This window comes from Bradyrhizobium sp. AZCC 1610 (genome assembly GCF_036924515.1).
GTDB lineage: Bacteria > Pseudomonadota > Alphaproteobacteria > Rhizobiales > Xanthobacteraceae > Bradyrhizobium.
Window position 1 is genome coordinate 6,506,625 of the sequence record NZ_JAZHRR010000001.1, and the last position, 16,513, is coordinate 6,523,137.

The 16,513-nt window shown below is 57.3% G+C and carries 15 protein-coding genes; 10 read left to right on the forward strand and 5 right to left on the reverse strand.

All coding sequences use genetic code 11. The features are described 5' to 3' along the window. The first annotated feature begins 185 nt into the window (after nucleotides 1-185). The 7 genes from V1279_RS31930 to V1279_RS31960 all read left to right on the forward strand — a co-directional run bounded on the left by V1279_RS31930 (nucleotide 186) and on the right by V1279_RS31960 (nucleotide 8,167). On the forward strand, nucleotides 186-2,201 hold the full coding sequence (locus V1279_RS31930; RefSeq protein ID WP_334444305.1) for a sensor histidine kinase: 2,016 nt from the start codon (nucleotides 186-188) through the stop codon (nucleotides 2,199-2,201). Beyond that, a complete protein-coding gene (locus V1279_RS31935) occupies nucleotides 2,198-2,860 on the forward strand; it encodes a response regulator transcription factor (RefSeq protein ID WP_334444307.1) in 663 nt (220 codons plus the stop codon). Before V1279_RS31930 ends, V1279_RS31935 begins: the two co-directional genes overlap by 4 nt. Nucleotides 2,861-3,180: 320 nt before the next feature. Next, nucleotides 3,181-3,561 (forward strand): BA14K family protein, encoded by a 381-nt coding sequence (locus V1279_RS31940; protein WP_334444309.1) that lies wholly within the window; start codon nucleotides 3,181-3,183, stop codon nucleotides 3,559-3,561. A gap of 691 nt (nucleotides 3,562-4,252) precedes the next feature. Beyond that, complete coding sequence (locus V1279_RS31945; protein ID WP_334444311.1) at nucleotides 4,253-4,699, forward strand: hypothetical protein; 447 nt, start codon at nucleotides 4,253-4,255, stop codon at nucleotides 4,697-4,699. A gap of 579 nt (nucleotides 4,700-5,278) precedes the next feature. Beyond that, a complete protein-coding gene (locus V1279_RS31950) occupies nucleotides 5,279-5,488 on the forward strand; it encodes a PRC-barrel domain containing protein (protein WP_334446654.1) in 210 nt (69 codons plus the stop codon). A gap of 122 nt (nucleotides 5,489-5,610) precedes the next feature. Continuing rightward, nucleotides 5,611-5,958 carry a hypothetical protein gene (locus V1279_RS31955; protein ID WP_334444313.1) on the forward strand — a complete coding sequence of 116 codons (348 nt, stop codon included), beginning with the start codon at nucleotides 5,611-5,613 and terminating at the stop codon, nucleotides 5,956-5,958. A 1,933-nt stretch (nucleotides 5,959-7,891) separates the two neighbouring features. Beyond that, complete coding sequence (locus tag V1279_RS31960; RefSeq protein ID WP_334444314.1) at nucleotides 7,892-8,167, forward strand: BA14K family protein; 276 nt, start codon at nucleotides 7,892-7,894, stop codon at nucleotides 8,165-8,167. A gap of 936 nt (nucleotides 8,168-9,103) precedes the next feature. Here V1279_RS31960 and V1279_RS31965 read toward each other — a convergent pair. Then, nucleotides 9,104-9,622: a DUF2231 domain-containing protein gene (locus tag V1279_RS31965; RefSeq protein ID WP_334446655.1), complete on the reverse strand. Its 519-nt coding sequence runs from the start codon at nucleotides 9,620-9,622 to the stop codon at nucleotides 9,104-9,106. A gap of 280 nt (nucleotides 9,623-9,902) precedes the next feature. Here V1279_RS31965 and V1279_RS31970 point away from each other — a divergent pair, with 280 nt between their 5' ends. Next, nucleotides 9,903-10,124, forward strand: a complete 222-nt coding sequence (locus tag V1279_RS31970) for a hypothetical protein (protein WP_334444315.1) — start codon at nucleotides 9,903-9,905, stop codon at nucleotides 10,122-10,124. 7 nt (nucleotides 10,125-10,131) lie between these two features. Then, nucleotides 10,132-10,548 carry a hypothetical protein gene (locus V1279_RS31975; protein WP_334444316.1) on the forward strand — a complete coding sequence of 139 codons (417 nt, stop codon included), beginning with the start codon at nucleotides 10,132-10,134 and terminating at the stop codon, nucleotides 10,546-10,548. Between the two features lie 46 nt (nucleotides 10,549-10,594). Here the strand turns inward: V1279_RS31975 and V1279_RS31980 are convergent, their stop codons facing one another. Continuing rightward, nucleotides 10,595-11,161 carry a LabA-like NYN domain-containing protein gene (locus tag V1279_RS31980; RefSeq protein WP_334444318.1) on the reverse strand — a complete coding sequence of 189 codons (567 nt, stop codon included), beginning with the start codon at nucleotides 11,159-11,161 and terminating at the stop codon, nucleotides 10,595-10,597. A 90-nt stretch (nucleotides 11,162-11,251) separates the two neighbouring features. After that, nucleotides 11,252-11,581, reverse strand: coding sequence for a response regulator (locus tag V1279_RS31985; RefSeq protein ID WP_334444320.1), 330 nt, complete (start codon nucleotides 11,579-11,581; stop codon nucleotides 11,252-11,254). Between the two features lie 376 nt (nucleotides 11,582-11,957). On the opposite strand from V1279_RS31985, the gene V1279_RS31990 reads away from it, so the two are divergent. After that, on the forward strand, nucleotides 11,958-12,932 hold the full coding sequence (locus V1279_RS31990) for a helix-turn-helix domain-containing protein (protein ID WP_334444322.1): 975 nt from the start codon (nucleotides 11,958-11,960) through the stop codon (nucleotides 12,930-12,932). A 511-nt stretch (nucleotides 12,933-13,443) separates the two neighbouring features. On the opposite strand, the gene V1279_RS31995 is transcribed toward V1279_RS31990, so the two are convergent. After that, on the reverse strand, nucleotides 13,444-14,274 hold the full coding sequence (locus tag V1279_RS31995) for a universal stress protein (protein WP_334444324.1): 831 nt from the start codon (nucleotides 14,272-14,274) through the stop codon (nucleotides 13,444-13,446). A 315-nt stretch (nucleotides 14,275-14,589) separates the two neighbouring features. Continuing rightward, nucleotides 14,590-16,200, reverse strand: coding sequence for a cytochrome c oxidase subunit I (ctaD, locus tag V1279_RS32000; protein ID WP_334444326.1), 1,611 nt, complete (start codon nucleotides 16,198-16,200; stop codon nucleotides 14,590-14,592). Between the last annotated feature and the right edge of the window lie 313 nt (nucleotides 16,201-16,513).

A 16,513-nucleotide genomic window follows, 5' to 3' on the forward strand; every position in this document is an offset into this window, starting at 1 on the left:
TGACCTCTGCCTAAAGGTTGGGGCAGATGGCCGCCATCAGCAGTCGGGCTGAGCGTCAGGGTCGGTCAGGAAAAACCTGACCATGGGCCTGGCCGAGTTCGCGGCATCCTAGGAAAGGCTAAAGGATTCAAGGCGTAGGGCGTCTGGTCGCAAGGATGATTAGGTCCGAAGCATCCGGAGCAGGCATGACAAAGAACGTAGCACAACGTCCGCTAATTCTGCTGGTGATGGCTGCAGCAATCCCGCTTGTCCTGTTCGCAGGCTGGGTCGTGTTCTTGAACGCCCGTCAGGAACGTACTGATTCACGCCTTGCCGCGCTCGAAACACTCGATCGGGTCGTGACCCGCCTCTCATCCGAACTCGGTGTGCAAGTCCAGATCGCAGAAACCCTGGCGGCCTCGGCGACACTGGACAAGCCGGACCTGGGCTCGTTCTATCTGGAGGCTCTGCGTGTCAAGGAAGCCCGGCCGCTTTGGGAGACGATCGAACTTGTCGACCCTCAAGGAAATCAGGTGCTCAATCTGCTGCGTCCGATCGGCGCCGATCTTGGAGCAACGGCGGATCGGGAAAACTTCGAGAGAATACTGCGGACGCGCAAGGCGGCCATAGGTGGGATAGGCCCGCTCGGACCGATCTCGGGAAAACGCCTGATCGCGCTCCGGGCGCCGGTCGAGCGCAACGGCGAACTTAAATACGTTCTGACGATTGCGCTCGTTCCTGATGCCGTAAGCCAAATTCTGAAGGGCGTCGGCGCTCCGACCGGCTGGATCGGCGCTGTCGTTGATGCAAAGGGGAATATTGTCGCGCGAACGATTGGAGAGCAATTTGAGCTGGGGCGTCCGGCGAGCCAGTCTGTGCGCGAGGCCATCGCACAAGGACCCGAGGGCGCTTATATCGGCACGACCCTCGAAGGACATCAGGTTGATTCGATTTACAAGGAGCTTCCCGGTACAAACGGCTGGTCCGTACACCTCGGTATTCCGACCGATCAACTCGATGCACCGGTTCGTCGCTCGGTCGTGTTTCTCGCCGGTGGCGGTGCGGTCAGCTTGGCATTGGCACTGGCGCTTGTGTGGTTTACGGCGCGCGACATATCGCAGCGCCGCCAAGAACAAGAGGCGCAGGCCGCTCTCGCGCTCAAGGCGAGCGAAGAACGGCGGAGACTTACGATCGATGCGGCAGATCTCGGCGTATTCAGCTGGAATTTCAGGACCGGCGAGGTGGTCGCTTCCGCGCGAGCCTTGGAAATGCTTCACCTTGAAGCTACTCCTGGCTTGGCGGAAACAAGCCTTTCGTTCGAGCGGTTGCTGGCCAGCATCGACCCGGCCGATCGCTCGTTCTTCGAGCCATCTTTCCTTCAGTGTCGCGACGGCAAAGCCGTCGTGGTCGATTTCCGAACTGCTCCGCCGAACGGCCGCTGGTTGCGAGCAAGCGGACGCGTGTCTAGTCTTGATCGCTCAGCGGCGGACTCAGTTTTCTCTGTCCTTCTGGATATCGAGGAGACCAAGCGCGCGGAACTGGAGCGCCACCAATTGCTGAGGCGCCTTGGACAAGCCGAGGAGAATGAACGTAGGCGAATTGCGCGCGAGTTGCATGATCAGATCGGGCAAACCGTGACCGGCCTGCTGCTCGGCCTCAAGAGCCTGGAGCAGTCGCTTGGAGACGTGCCGGCGCGGGCGGCACGCCTTGAGAAGCTGCATTGGCTTCAAGGTCTTGCAAGGGCGATTGGTCGCGATATTCATCAAATCGCTGCCGATCTGCGGCCTACCGGACTGGACGATTTAGGGCTGTACAAGGCGCTCGAAGCGTTTTGCTCCGAATGGAGCCGGCGCTTCGGAGTGAACGTTGACGTTCAGGTGCTGGGAAATATCGAAAGACCGGCGGCTGATGTCGAGATCGCCGTATATCGCGCTATTCAGGAAGCGCTCAACAACGTTGTAAAGCATGCCAGCGCCCGAAACGTCAGCATCGTGCTGGATCGTCGGAACCACGAGCTTCGCATCATAGTCGAAGATGACGGCTGTGGTTTTGACACCCAGGAGCTGACACGGCTTGAAGTTAGAAATTCAAAACTCGGCCTGTCCGTTATAGAAGAACGACTGGTACTGCTGGGAGGATCGCTCACCATCGAGTCTCAGCCGTCGAACGGTACAACGCTTTTCATGATGGTGCCGCTGAGTGGAAGGGAATCCGACCCGTGAACCCTATCCGCATTACCCTGACTGATGATCATCCGCTGGTACTGGCCGGCATGAAGGCCCTGCTCGAACCGGTCGAGGACATTACGATTGTGGGCGAAGCGACCGACGGGAAAGCTGCAATAGAGATGATCAGCCAAGCCATGCCCGATATCGCTGTCCTGGACATCTCGCTACCGGGTCTCGGCGGGATCGAGCTTGCGCGAAGAATCTCGGCTGATTTCCCGACCGTTCGGCTGTTGGCCCTGACCGTGCATGAGGACCGTGCCTACGTACAGCCGATGATGCAGGCCGGAGCACGCGGCTACCTCCTGAAACGCTCGGCCGCCGACGAACTGGTGCGCGCGATCCGCGCCGTCGCCGGTGGCGGGCTTTACCTCGACCCCGCTATCGCCGAGAAGGCCCTACCCTCCGGCTCCGGCGAACATCGATCACCGGGCAAAGCCGCCCAACTCGAACTGACTCCTCGCGAGACCGAGGTTCTCCGTTTCATTGCCCAGGGGTTCAGCAACAAGGAAATCGCCGCCCGTCTGGACGTCAGCGTCAAGACGGTCGAAACGCACAAATCCAGGGCTGTGGAAAAGCTGGGGCTGTTTACGCGGGCTGACATCGTACGTTACGGCATTTCTCAAGGGTGGCTTGAGCATTCTCCGAAGGGTTGATGTCGGCCGCGGCGACTATCAAAGGACGACCGGCGCGCCCGCCTCTCTTTTGAGAATCGAACCCAGCCGTTGATTAGTTCGGGAATGAGCTTAGCAGCGCGGCCACTCCGAAACCGACGGTCGCGGCATTCTGTTCCTGGCTTCTGGCAATACCGCTGTTGTGGCGGGCTCTATCTTTGATCTCAACCCGCGGCAACAAGCGCGCGTTTGGATCTAACCGTTCGCTTTCACATCTGTACGCATCTGTACCGTCGCTGATTGCAACCAAGCTGCGCGCTTACGAATTGGTCGCATGCAGTGCACGACAACGGAGGTGAAACATGAGATTCAATCGGACTTTGCGAATTGCGGCCATTGCGTCCGTTGCATCCTTTTCGGGCGTCGGCTCCGTCGCGGCAGCTCCGGTGACGGTGCAAAACAGTCCCGAAGGTGCGGGCCACATCGTTGACGTCGGCTGGCGAGGCAGTGGCTGGCACCACGGACGGCACCATTACGGCGGGCGACACGGCTATCCGCACTACTATGGCTGGGGCCCGGCCATCGGCGGCTTTGCAGCAGGTGCAGCGATCGGCGGTGCTATTGCCAACAGTCGTGCCCAGGCTCTGGAAAATGACGCGTACTGTTCGCAGCGGTTCAAATCGTATGACCCGCGGTCGGGAACATATCTGGGCTATGATGGACTGCGTCACCCCTGCCCGTAGCGCTTGTCTAGAAGAGGCCGTTAGGAGGGCGAAGCCGATTTGAGGACTCGCGCGGCGGCGCCACGCGCAGATAGAGGCAAAACTCGCCGTTTTCCTCAGCCAGCGAAGACGTCCAGAAACGGGCGTCGCCATCCTTATTTCAGATTCAAGGAGATTGCCAACATGAAATTCATCCTGGGCTTGATTTGGAAATGGTCGTGCAGCAGGTATCTCGCCGTCATCGATGCTCAAACGCGCAACGTGCGTCACTCAGGAGCTTCGTGCCAGCGCGGACCGCGAAATCACGGATCTGTTAGCGGAGGCGAACTCCGAGTCTGAGCAAATTCGAGGTCAAGGTGACACCGAGCGAAACGCGATCTTCGCTCCAGCTTTCGGCCGGGATCCCGATTTCTCTCTGCTTACAGGTCCGCCTGCCCGGTGCTCATCTGGGTTCGGCAGGCCTGCCATTGTGCGCTACGTAGACGAGCTGAGCCATACGGGCTCCTAGTCCCCCATTCTTTTGCACCAGCAGTACCCTCCAATTCGACGGCTGAGTCGGAATCGACAGTGCGTACACCAGCGTACAATCTATCAGCACGACAGTGGAGCTTTCTTTAGCGATCGCGGTTATTGCGTCGAGGTTTCGTCTCCGTCGATACAAGCAGAGTCAAGACGCTGACGATGGACCGATAAGCAGTGAGGAGATCACAATATGGCTAGCGCCCAGTTACTGGGGCGGCGTTGGCGAGAATATCGTCCTTCAAAAGCGGCTCTATTCTGGAGCTGCGTGGGCTCTGTCGTCGTCGCACTGATCATCGGTTTCACGTGGGGCGGCTGGGTAACCGGCGGGACAGCCAGGGAGATGGCCGACAAGGCCGTCCGGGACGCACGCGCTGAGCTCGCGGCGAATGTTTGCGTTCAGCGTTTCGCCGACGCGTCCGATGCGCGCGCTCAACTCACGGCCCTTAAGAATACCAGCTCTTGGCAGCGTGATGATTTCATTGAGAAGGGGGGATGGGCCAAGCTCCCCGGCTTGGACAAGCCGGTCGCCGCCGCCGCAGAACGTTGCGCTGAGCGACTTGCCGCGATGGACGCGACGGAGCTTTCTCAAGCCAACCAAGACATGCGGTCTGGCGAGAGACGCACCTCCGTTCAGTAGGTCCACCGCACTGCATGCAAGTTCACTCGAGCGAAGGCGATCGGATGAAATTGGCTGCGCGACCTGTCGGCCTGTTCTACCCCGTCTCCGCCTATAACGCCGCGCCGGCGGCGGGGCGACCATCTTCACCTTCGACATGACGCCATATCGAAGGGCTAGCCTTCGGCCTTCCTGGTCTTGGAAGCGTCCCTCATCTTCGGGACGCATTGTCAGCCCGCCTCAGAGCTGCATGTCCTGATGGCGGGCAGTTCGGCAGTACTAAACGTGCACGTACCGTTGGTTTCTCACGTTCCACAACTCTGCCAACGAGCGACGAAGTTGGTACGCAATCGCACCAATCCACTTTGCGACATGAGTTTGACTTACCTTCGACCAAGAGAACTTGAAAAGCTTGCCGCGCGCACTGGACTAAACGTTGATAGGTCCCTATCTCGATGCCGCCGATGTTGATGTCGTGGGCTAAGGATTGCGGGCCGCCTGCGACGTGTTCGCACGACCTCGCAAATGCAAAAAATAGTTGCGGCTCTTGGTGTCCGAGTTCTGATGCTGCCTTGCTCCAAATCTTCAGTCGAGATGGAAATGCCGCTCGTCAAAGAATGCGCTTACACGATCTTGGTACAGTACGAACAAGCTCAGACCGAATTGATAGGAAAGGCAGTTGTGCTCAGCGATGGAAAAGCAGGAACAATCGACGGACTCTTCTTGGACGAATTGCACGGCTTGCGCATTTCGGTCAGCGGCCACGCCGGACAATGGCCTATTTCGACGATTAAGCTTATACAGAATTAGCTCCAGAGTCGGTTTGCCAGCCGCCTAATTCGCGCGCCGCGCCCCCTACTCCTACCTGTATCCCTCGCGATCAAAACAAAGCTGATCTCATCGTCCGCGTAGAGTTAGGACCGAGAACGACGATGCATTTGTTCCGCATCTACTTAGCCTTGCCATCTGTTTGCCTTCGACTGCGTTACGACACTCGTCCATTTTCGTTGGATACATGCAGGCCGCATCAAGGTCGACACGTGGTCAACCTCGTGAGTGAGGAGATGATGCACGCCGCGATACAACAGCTGACGACTGAAACCCGCCAAGCCGATCCGCTGCCTCCACCCGTGTTGGACAAACGACGCGGCTACCTGCAGCAGCTCGACGAGCACGGATTGGCCGACCTACGCAGGCGACACGCCTTCTTCACAGCTATCGTAACGGGCGGCGTGCTCCGGGCGCTGGAGCTACAAAACCCGATTCCAGATCGCGAGTAGCGTGCTTGGGGAAAGAAGAGATGTTTGCAGTGGTGCGAAAACGTACCGTCTATCGAAAGTGCAGGCGAACTTTCTCGCGACGTTCGGCTTTTATCGACCTGCTCTCAGAAATCCATTTGAGCGAGACCGTCTTCATAATCCTATGGGAGAAATGACGATGCGCTTGGCCCTGACAATCCTTTTTACGGCGATGTTCATAGCGATTGCGGTGGCCGGCATACTGCTGGCGCCGGCACCGTCGGACGCTGCACCAGTGGTTGCCGAGACGCTGCCTGTCAGCCGCTAACATCGCGAGCGATAACTTGCAGCCGACGATGGCCGCTCTGCACCGACGACTCCAGCTATTCTGCCTTAGAACACAGCCTCACCGGCCAACAAGGCGACGAGAGCTGCAAAAGCAGCCACCTGGCAATGGTCGCGGCGTCTGATGCTAGGATAGATGCCTAGTCGAAGAGGCTTGCATATTCGAAACGTCAGCGTCTTTCAGCGCAATCGACGCCAAACTGGAACTGCGGCAATCCTTGCCGCCGCTCCCTGACCTCGCCTCGGGACAGGATGCGGATGATTCCCGATAATCTTGGTGATCAGGAACTGTCGCGAACGACGCTGGTCTTGATCTAGATCGTAGAAAACGTAAAGCGAAATCGATCGTCGAGGGCTGCTATTCGTCCCCTCAACCCGCGGAGATTTTACAACGCAGTTCGTCACCCAGAGTGGTTCGGAAAGCTATACCACCGAGCGGGCTTATACGTCTTAAAGAACTTGGTGCCTCTGACTTATGCAACCTAGGTGCGTGACAGCGCTAGGCGTTTGCTAAAGAGCCAACGACGAAGACTATCATCTGCGACTCTCGCGAAAAGAAATGCCCCAACTCCGAGTAAGGAGTTGGGGCCTTGGGCTTTCAGAGGAACTGCCATCCGTGGGGGACAGATGGCAACCCAGACATACCACGAAGGCTCAACTCTGCAGATCACGATTGCGAACCTTGGTACGCTATCAGACATCTGTCGTAGCGCGTAGTCGCGGTGAGAGGGCTGGGTTCTCCTTCTATCTGCGCTGTCCGGCGCGAATTGGATTTCAGGGCAAGATTCAGCCGCGCCTCGGCTTTGGCTTCAAAGCAAGGGTGACAGATCCTCCGTGATCGCAAGCTGGCCTCAGACACAGCATCTGCGCGAAATCAACCTCGTGACCATGCGGCGGCAGGGTGCGCATCGGCTTCCCGTTATTGGACGCTTTATGAAATCCGTTCTACGCCGGGCGGCTGCCAGCTTCCGTTGCCAATCGGCAGTATCGAAGGCGGTTCCGTTTTCGGCCAGTTTTGAGCTGCTCAGTGATCTGGCCGCTCTGAATGGCGGCGAACGCCACTAAGACTATGTCTCTCAACATCCATAAGGCGAACATCAGGATTGCAATCCATCCAACGCGAAGGGTCCGGCCGATCCCACGAAGATGATGTGCTGCCTTTCCTCCACCGTGAGGAGTACTTGAACTGGCAGGTGGGCAGAACGCGACTCTTCATCCCTGGGATAAACGATAAAACATCAAGTAAGGACGCGGACTTTGTTCGCGACCAACCGTTTGTCATGGGAATTTCGAGCTTTCTCTTTGAGACACCCAATTCGGGGGCAAGCCCAGACCAGGCGAGCTTTCCCAGCGCGCTCTCTCTTCTGTACGTATGCGTACCTTCATTGATGCAACCACCCGTAATGCGATGGATTGACTTTGGTCAGTGCAAAGCACAGGGGAAAAGATATGTTCAATCGCAGTTTGCGAGCCGCGGCCGTCATCTTTCCGCGCTGGCGCGTTTGCCGGCTCAGCCTTGGCAGCTCCCTTGATCGCGGGCACGGGCGTCGCCCCTGAGGTGGATACAGCCGTCAAGCTCCAATGGCGCGGCGGACGCTAGCACCATGGCTGACGGCACATGGTTGGCGACATGACTATCATCGCCACTACGGCTTGGGGGCCGGCGGTAGGCGGGCTTGCCGCGGGCGCAATCATTGGGGGCGCTATCGCCAACAGCAAGGCGCAGGCGGCCCAAAATGACGCCTACTGTTTCCAACGCTTCAAATCCTGTGATCCGACCTCAGGGACTTACCTTGACTATGACGGACAGCGTCGTCCTTGTCCTAACTGCCATGGCCTTCGGCAACGCCACGGCACAATTCATGAGTATGCTCAGCCGATCGAAGATGAACTGAACGGCAATTAGCCGCCGTTTCAGCTCTCCATTCCGAGTGGCGACATGTCTGTTAAGGTTATGCCATGCTCCGCAGGAATTCAGCAGCCGATTGGATGGCATAAGGCACCGCCGGTGCCATGGTGGGATTTGGGGCGGCGCTCGCGGCAGGCGGCACCTGGTTGGTCGCGTCGGGCGGGTCGTTCTACTATATGCTGGTCGGTGTCGGGCTTATCGTATCAGGTTATCTGTTGGGCCAACGTCGGGCCGAGGGAGCCTGGATCTACCTGCTGGCCTTCCTGCTCACCCTGGTTTGGACTTGGTGGGAAGTCGGTGCGAACCGCTGGGATCTATTTGCTCGGATCCTCGGACCGGCCTTGCTGTTAATTTGCGTGATTGCGATCACCCCAACACTGCGGACATATCGACATGACTACGAAGCTGCCGCAACTATTGCAGTCGGTCTCCTGCTCTTAATCGGAGCAATCCTCGTACTGGTGGGTCCCTTTGGCAAGCCGAATGCCGAGGCTGGCGCCGCCCTTCCGCCGCCAGGCATGAAAATGGAGGAGCCCTCGCCGCAGCGAGCGGATTGGCCCTCATATGGCGGCGGCTACCGCGCACGCCGTTATTCTCCCCTAGATCGAATCAATTGCGAAAGAGGTATCGAACAAAGTTTGGGTGTTCCCATTGCAGACATCGTGCGCATGCGCCTTGTGGCTATCGGCGAGGCCATCGAGCACGGAGCCTATCGTGGACGCCGCGCCGAAGAAGAATGCACCGGTAGCGGTACACTACAAGGTCGGAATCGATCGCGCGCGCAGGACCGTAAGGCGTGCAGCGTCCGCCGCCACTTGGCGTCATGTCTCCGAGCTGCCCATAAGGCACACGGTCACGCGCGGGCATTGGCGGCGGTTCATCCTGGCCGGGCAGCAGCCCTCCTTTCCGTTTCGCCTAACTTAGGCAAAAACATTACGCGGCGCTGCGACGTCCCGGGCCCCGCGGCCGCGTATCCGTCGTGCCGGCCGCCCTTTGTTCGGGGGCATCGAGGACAGCCACCCGATGGCGGTACACCATCTCCCAGCCCTTCCAGCCGGTGAATAGCAGGATGCCAACCACGACAAAAGACAACACTGCGCCCCATGGCCTGATCGCGGATTCGGCGCCTTGGCTGTAGCGGAGTGCGAAGTTGACCAGCGCGATGACCACCGCAGTCAGGTTGCCGATCATGTGATACCAGGCATCGGACAAGGCGCGGATACGGGGTTCGCTGAAGAAATCCGCAAAGCCTGCCAGAGCGGCGAGAAGCGCCATCACGATCGCGGCGCCGATCAGCCACATGGACGCTCTCGCCCAGAAGCTGTCGCCGGTACCTAGGAATCCCAAGTCGCTGACGAATGCACCGACGAGGAATGCAACCGGGAACGGGATGAGCATTGGATGAAGGGGATGATTTCCGATCTTTGCAGTGCTTTGGGGGTTAGCAGGCATAGCAGCACCTCGCGTGGAAAGGGTATCCAATTGACGCTAGTTGGTGGGTTTGGTTCCTGCAGGAAGGTCTTTAGATTATGCCAACGATGATGACGAGCGGCGCGACTAAGGCGAAAGCACGAAGTTCAGTTCACCCGTAAAGCAAGCCACGATAGGACCAGAAGTCGAATCGGATTGAGCACTATGCCTCCAGACCTTTGGAACTAACGTCAGTTTTCGTTCTTGATAGAGAAAGCTGCTGCGCGGGGGCCTTACACTTTCGTTCAAAGGGAGTGCTTACATGTCAACTCAAATAGTGATGGACCGCTCCGGCGATACTCGGCATACCTTCGATAGCAATGATCACGCTGAGCTGGCGCTGGCAGAGAAGCGTTTCCTGGAGTTGACGGGCGCTGGCTTCACGGCGGCCGCTCGCTCTGGGCTTGGCGAGCCCCGGGTTATCAAAAATTTCGATCCGACCGCGGACGAAACACTGTTCTTTCCGCGGCTGGTTGGCAGCTGATCAATGCATGTCGCAGATGGCGATGACCATTTCGTTGATCATCATTATACTGATGTTGCTGCTTGCTGGGATTCTCGCACAGCATTCCATACAACGTAGTGGTCATGCCCGCGCTCTAAGGCTCCTAAAGCAGTGGCTCTCGCCGGAGCAACTCGCCTGCTATGAGCGATTTGCGTATTTCGACGTCATCGGCAGCCATAGCGGCAGCGTCTTTAGGATCCGCCATGGTACGCAGACGAATATTGAGGAACTGAACAGCGCGGGTGAGGCCGTTTGCCGATGGTGCTTCGGGCCAGTTGGCTATCTAGCGGCCGGTGACGTCATGCTGGCTCAGAAGATTGCCCTCGAAACCAATGAGCCCGGCGCACTAAGCATCGCCAATCGTTTGATGGGCCCTCACACGTGCCTGCGTGGGATGTACTGAAGGGGGCAGCGACTTTTTGCCCGATGCCCTAGCCTGTTGAAAGTAACTACCCGCACCGATCCTTGCGTCGAGAGAGCCGTCGCTTCTGCGGCTCGCGGCCGAGCTTGGATTCCAGTTCCAATAAATCGGTGAAGACATCGGCCTGTCGCCGTAGCTCATCGGCGATCATTGGCGGCTGTCTCGAAATCGTCGAGACCACGGTGACGCGGACGCCGCGGCGCTGCACCGCTTCGACCAGCGAGCGGAAATCACCATGGCCGGAGAACAGCACGATCTCGTCGACATGCTCCGCGAGCTCCATCGCATCGACCGCGAGCTCGACATGCATGTTGCCCTTGATCTTGCGGCGGCCGCTGGCGTCGATAAATTCCTTGGTTGCCTTGGAGACGACGGTGTAGCCATTGTAATCAAGCCACTCGATCAACGGACGAGCCGAGGAAGGCTCCCGATCCTCGATGATCGCCGTATAATAGTTCGCGCGCAGCAGCGTTCCGCGGGTCCGGAATTCCGTCAGCAGGCGTTGGTAGTCGATGTCGAAACCGAGCGCCTTGGCGCTCGCCGAAAGGTTTACTCCATCGATAAGGAGCGCGATCCTATTCTCGCCACCCTTCATACTTTGCTCATTGTCATGATTAGAACAACCAAAGAGTTGTGCGTGCCTTCATCACAGGTTTGACTGAGTAGCCTCGTCAGCGGCAAGCATTCAGCTCCATTGGACGAAAGGGCTCGACAGACGTATCACACTACTGAGCTCGGGATACTGCGTGAGTAAATCGATCGGCGCTATGCCCGGTATCGCGATGATAGGCAAACTTGGGTCGTGCTCCCGCAGCATTCTAATAAGCTCGATGCCGCCCATGCCGTCCTGCAAGAAAATGTCGATGACAACCAACTCAAAATTCGAGTCCTCGAGCTCCTGCAAACCTGCCCCACCGCTTTCGGCCACGACGACCTCGAGCCCTTTAATGCGGAGAACCATAGCAAGGACCGAACGTAAGTGATTCTGATCATCAACAACGAAAACGTGGGACATTTCATGTCCACTACTGATCACGGACGGCTCTCTTCAGCTCCCCAGAAGGGTTGGGCTGCCCCAAAGTATATGGTTCGTTTCTGCCAAGCCTGAGACCTATGTATATCTGACGCGTCATTTACAGACCTCTGGCGTAAGGACGCCAATCCCCGTGCCTTCCATGCATCTGGTTTCGTGAAATTCGCCTGCGACTTTGGGGCATGCGGCAATGTTATGGAGCCGCACAAGCCCGTCAGACCGTCGAACGCGATCTGATGTTGCCCCTGCGATATTTCATTCGTGCCGGCAGATTGATTCTTGCTATCATCTTATTACTGGGCGCAAAGGTTACTCGGCCATATAGGCATATTTCCTCGGCTACGTAGGTACACCCCAGATGGATAAACTCTTTTCGACGATGGATGTACATCCTCGAGACCGGTTTGACTATTGGCATGACGTTGCGTGCAGAAACATTGCGGGACATTCCTCAAAGCCGGCGTCCAAGCAGACTTTTGAAGCACAGATCGAAGGCGGGTCGATCGCAGATATGGGGCTTGTTCTTTTCGAGAATTCCTCCATGACAGTCACACGTACAGCGCTGCACATCGCGCAATCGGAGAGCGATAGCCTTTTCGTTTGTCAGCAGGTCAGAGGCTCAGTCGCGATAGAGCAGAACGGCCGTCAAGTCATACTGCAAGCGGGCGACGTGACGCTCGTTGACCCGCTGTTACCTTATTTTGCAAGATTCTCGGACGTATCCAAGCTACTTGTGCTGAAGGTTCCTAGGGCCGATCTAAGAGCCCGCCTTGGGCAAACACGCGAGATGGTTGCAATTCCAATCTCGGCGTGCGATCCCCGGTTCGGTTCGACCTCATCGTTCGTAGCGATGTTGCCCGGAATTGCCGGCTCCATTCCGTGCGCTGCGGAAGAAATCGCCAGAGATCAAACACTCGATGTCATTGCATGGTCACTTCTGAACGCGGTGGGATTATCAAAACCGCGCGTTTCGTCCGCGCGGTCACTCGCGCTGCTCAACGTGCGCACAGCTATCGAATCAAGATTATGCAATCCAGCGCTGGATCCTCGAACAGTGGCCGAGGCCGCCGGAATTAGCGTTCGGTATGCCAACGCACTCCTCGGCGAGCAGAGCACCTCGATTACGCGCCTGATCCGAACCCGGCGACTTGTGAGATGTCGAATAGCGCTTGAAGACCCTCTGCAAGGACATCGGACGATCAGCGACATCGCGTACGGCTGGGGATTTTCCGATATGACCCATTTCGGTAGAAGCTTCAAGGCTATGTACGGTGTCTCGCCCCAACACTACAGAAGTTTACACAAGAGTCCTCGTTCGGGCGCCCAAAGATGAAGACTATCTTGTTTCTCTCTCGCACGCATATCGGATACTGCCGACAAGTAATCCGTGGCGCGTTCAATACGGCCGAAGGATGGGCACGCGATGGATGTTCGCGCCGCCCTCCTCGAAGGCGAGCCGCAACGCCGGCGGCTCTGAGATGTCGTTCATAAAGCCGAGGCGCAACGGGACATCTCCGGTGAGAAAGCGTCGCCACGATCACAATCGCAGACGGCAGTTGAGGTTGCGTCTCGCATTGCGGCGCCATCGCCGGTTCAAGAGCTGCCCGATCGACCTCCCCCGTCAGGCCCGCATCCGTGTCGCCTTGCTCCGCGGCACGCGTGCTAACCCTTCCAAGTTGGCGATCGGACGCGGGCAGCGCGATGGTCAGAAGAGAGTGGACACAGCACGCCTCCATCCGGGTGATTTCACGTCCTGCTTCCCTCCATTCGCAAATCCAAGAAACTGCGGGCGGACGCGAACTCTAAGTTCAAGATTATCGCTACCAGGGTTGCCGGTGGTCAGTTCAACGTGACATCAGGGTTGGAGCAACCGTCGATTCGAGAATGTCGCGCGTCGCGCCACCTAGAACGAACTCGCGAAGCCGCGAATGCCCATAGCCACCCATAACAATTAGATCTGCCGAGTGCTGCGCCGCATGAGAACGAATCCTGAGTGACACGTCTTGGCCGTGAGCGACAATATTCCTCACTTCGACGATCACATCATGCCGGGCAAGATGATGTGCTATACACAGTCCGGCCGTGCTGTCATTCGCTCTCCCATCAGTCGCAACGGTTACTACTTCAACCTGTTTGGCGCATCTCAGGAATGGCATCGCGTCGGCTATCGCGCGCGCGGCGTTGTGGCTGCCGTCCCAGCAAACAAGAACCCGGTCAAACTTGACTGCGCCTTCCATGAAATAGGGAACGAGCAAGATTGGGCGACCGGATCCCAGCAAGGCTGCCTCGATCATCACCTCCTCCGACCGCTCGTCCTCCGGGTCAGCCTGAGGAAGGATTGTCAAATCGAACCTCCGCGCTGCGCGTGCAAGGAGTTCAGGAAGGCTGACCGCTCCCGCGTTGAGAATCATCGATTCAGCGGAGAGGCCTTCTCGCTGGCACGTTTCCTCGAACCGGGCTTTGGCAGCTTCAGCGGCAGCTTCCACTTCTCGACGATAATCATCCAGAACAATCGTCGGAGCCCAGTCAAACAACGCTCCAGAGCTGGCCACGTCTTGCACAAATGCAATGCCCGTGAGGTGCGCATTGAAAGTTCTGGCGACTGTTGCGGCGTAGTCCACCGCGAAGGACGGCGTATCGCCCGCCGGAAGGGTCACCAGAATGTCCTTGATCACAATCACTCTCCACTTGTCACCGCGTATGCCGCTTCGCTTTAAGATCGTCTCGGCAGCACTTGAGGATCCATCTTGCAAGGACGTTAGACAAACGAATTCTATTGACGCTTGAATACATTTTTGCGGTTGGATGAGAATGGAGTGCCTTGTGTGACACCTTTCGGTCTGCGCACGGGCTCGGATCCCTTTAACGATGGCTTCAACCGCTACCGTGCGTGCGACGCAAAGCGGAGCATCGTTGACGCGGAATCGGAGGCGTCTGCCGGCTCCTTTGCCACGTCGGCGCGGCTGATTTGTAGAGCTCGTAGAATTGATCTATTCAATTCGGGGTAAGATCTCAAATTGATGAAACGGTGGCGGCGAAGATAACGTCCACTCCAGCGTGGTTGCGCCAGGTCCCCACGGATTGTCCGCAGCCCTCTCCTTCCGTACGAAGGCATAAACCATGCCCACGAAGAACGCGATCAGACCGGCTGCGGAGACATAGGACCCCATCGAGGCAATCTGGTTCAAGCCTACAAATGCGTCGGGATAATCTGCAACTCGTCGCGGCATTCCCGACAATCCGAGGAAATGCATCGGAAAAAACGCAAGGTTGACGCCGACAAAGGTCAGCCAGAAGTGCAGTTTGCCGAGGGCTTCCGAGTACATGTATCCAGTCATTTTCGGGAACCAATAATACCAACCTGCGAAGATCGCGAATACGGCGCCAAGCGACAGTACATAATGGAAATGCGCAACTACGTAGTAAGTGTCCTGCAACGTCCGGTCGATGCCCGGATTGGCGAGCACAACACCGGTGACACCGCCGACCGTAAACACGAAGATGAATCCGATCGCCCACAGCATCGGCGTTCGAAATGTTATGGAGCCGCCCCACATGGTTGCTATCCAGGAAAAGATCTTTATGCCAGTTGGAACTGCGATCACCATGCTGGCCAACGCGAAATACGCCTGGGCGGTGCTTGACATCCCGACCGTGTACATATGATGGGCCCAGACGAGAAATCCGATAAATCCGATCGCAACCAGTGCATAGACCATTCCGAGATAGCCGAAGATCGGCTTGCGGCTGAATGTGGAAACGACGTGGCTGACGATGCCGAAGCCCGGCAGAATCATGATGTAAACCTCGGGATGACCGAAGAACCAGAAAAGATGTTGATACAATACCGGATCTCCGCCGCCCTCCGCCGCGAAAAACGTCGTTCCAAAATTGCGGTCGGTGAGAAGCATGGTAATGGCGCCGGCGAGCACAGGCAGCGACAGCAACAACAGGAAGGCCGTCACGAGGACCGACCAGGCGAATAACGGCATTTTATGCAGGCTCATACCCGGCGCCCGCATATTGAATATGGTGGTGATGAAATTGATCGAGCCGAGGATCGAAGACGCACCCGCGATATGCATCGACAGGATTACGAAATCGACGGCCGGTCCCGGATGGCCCGAGGTCGACAACGGCGCGTACAGCGTCCAACCGGTACCGGCGCCGCTCGAGCCGGGCTCGCCTTCGACGAACATCGAGATAATGAGCAGTGCAAATGATGCAGGCAGTAGCCAAAACGATATGTTGTTCATGCGCGGAAACGCCATGTCCGGCGCGCCGATCATCAGCGGCACCATCCAATTGCCAAATCCACCCATCATCGCCGGCATGAGCGTGAAAAAGATCATGATCAGGCCGTGGCCGGTTACAAATACATTGTAGGTATTCGTGTTCGTGAAAATCTGGAGGCCCGGCTGCTGCAATTCCATCCGAATTACAACTGAAATGATTCCACCGATCAGACCTGCGCAGATAGCAAACACGAAGTACATCGTGCCAATGTCTTTGTGGTTGGTTGAGTAAAGATAGCGGCGCCAGCCGCTCGGATATGCGTGACCTCTCTCGGGCGCGTCGCTAACTCTCGACATAGTCGGCATCACTAGCTCCGATCAAGCAGCTCACCCGCGAGTGATACAAGCGCCGAATGCTCCCGTGGCCTTCGACATCCGCCACATCTGCTATTGTGTCTCATCGGAGGATGCAGGCGACAATCGAATTTTATTATTGTTTGAGTGCATGTTTCTTGATCAATCAACCGCCAGCGCCGTGATTGCCGTTTACTCGCCCTCTCCATCGCTGAGCACGCTTTCCTCGTTCGAAATCGTAACGGACTCTCCCAATCGACACCGCTGCCTTGGATGTCCGGAGGCCCGAATGATGGAGCTGGACCCAACAATTCAGCACGGACGA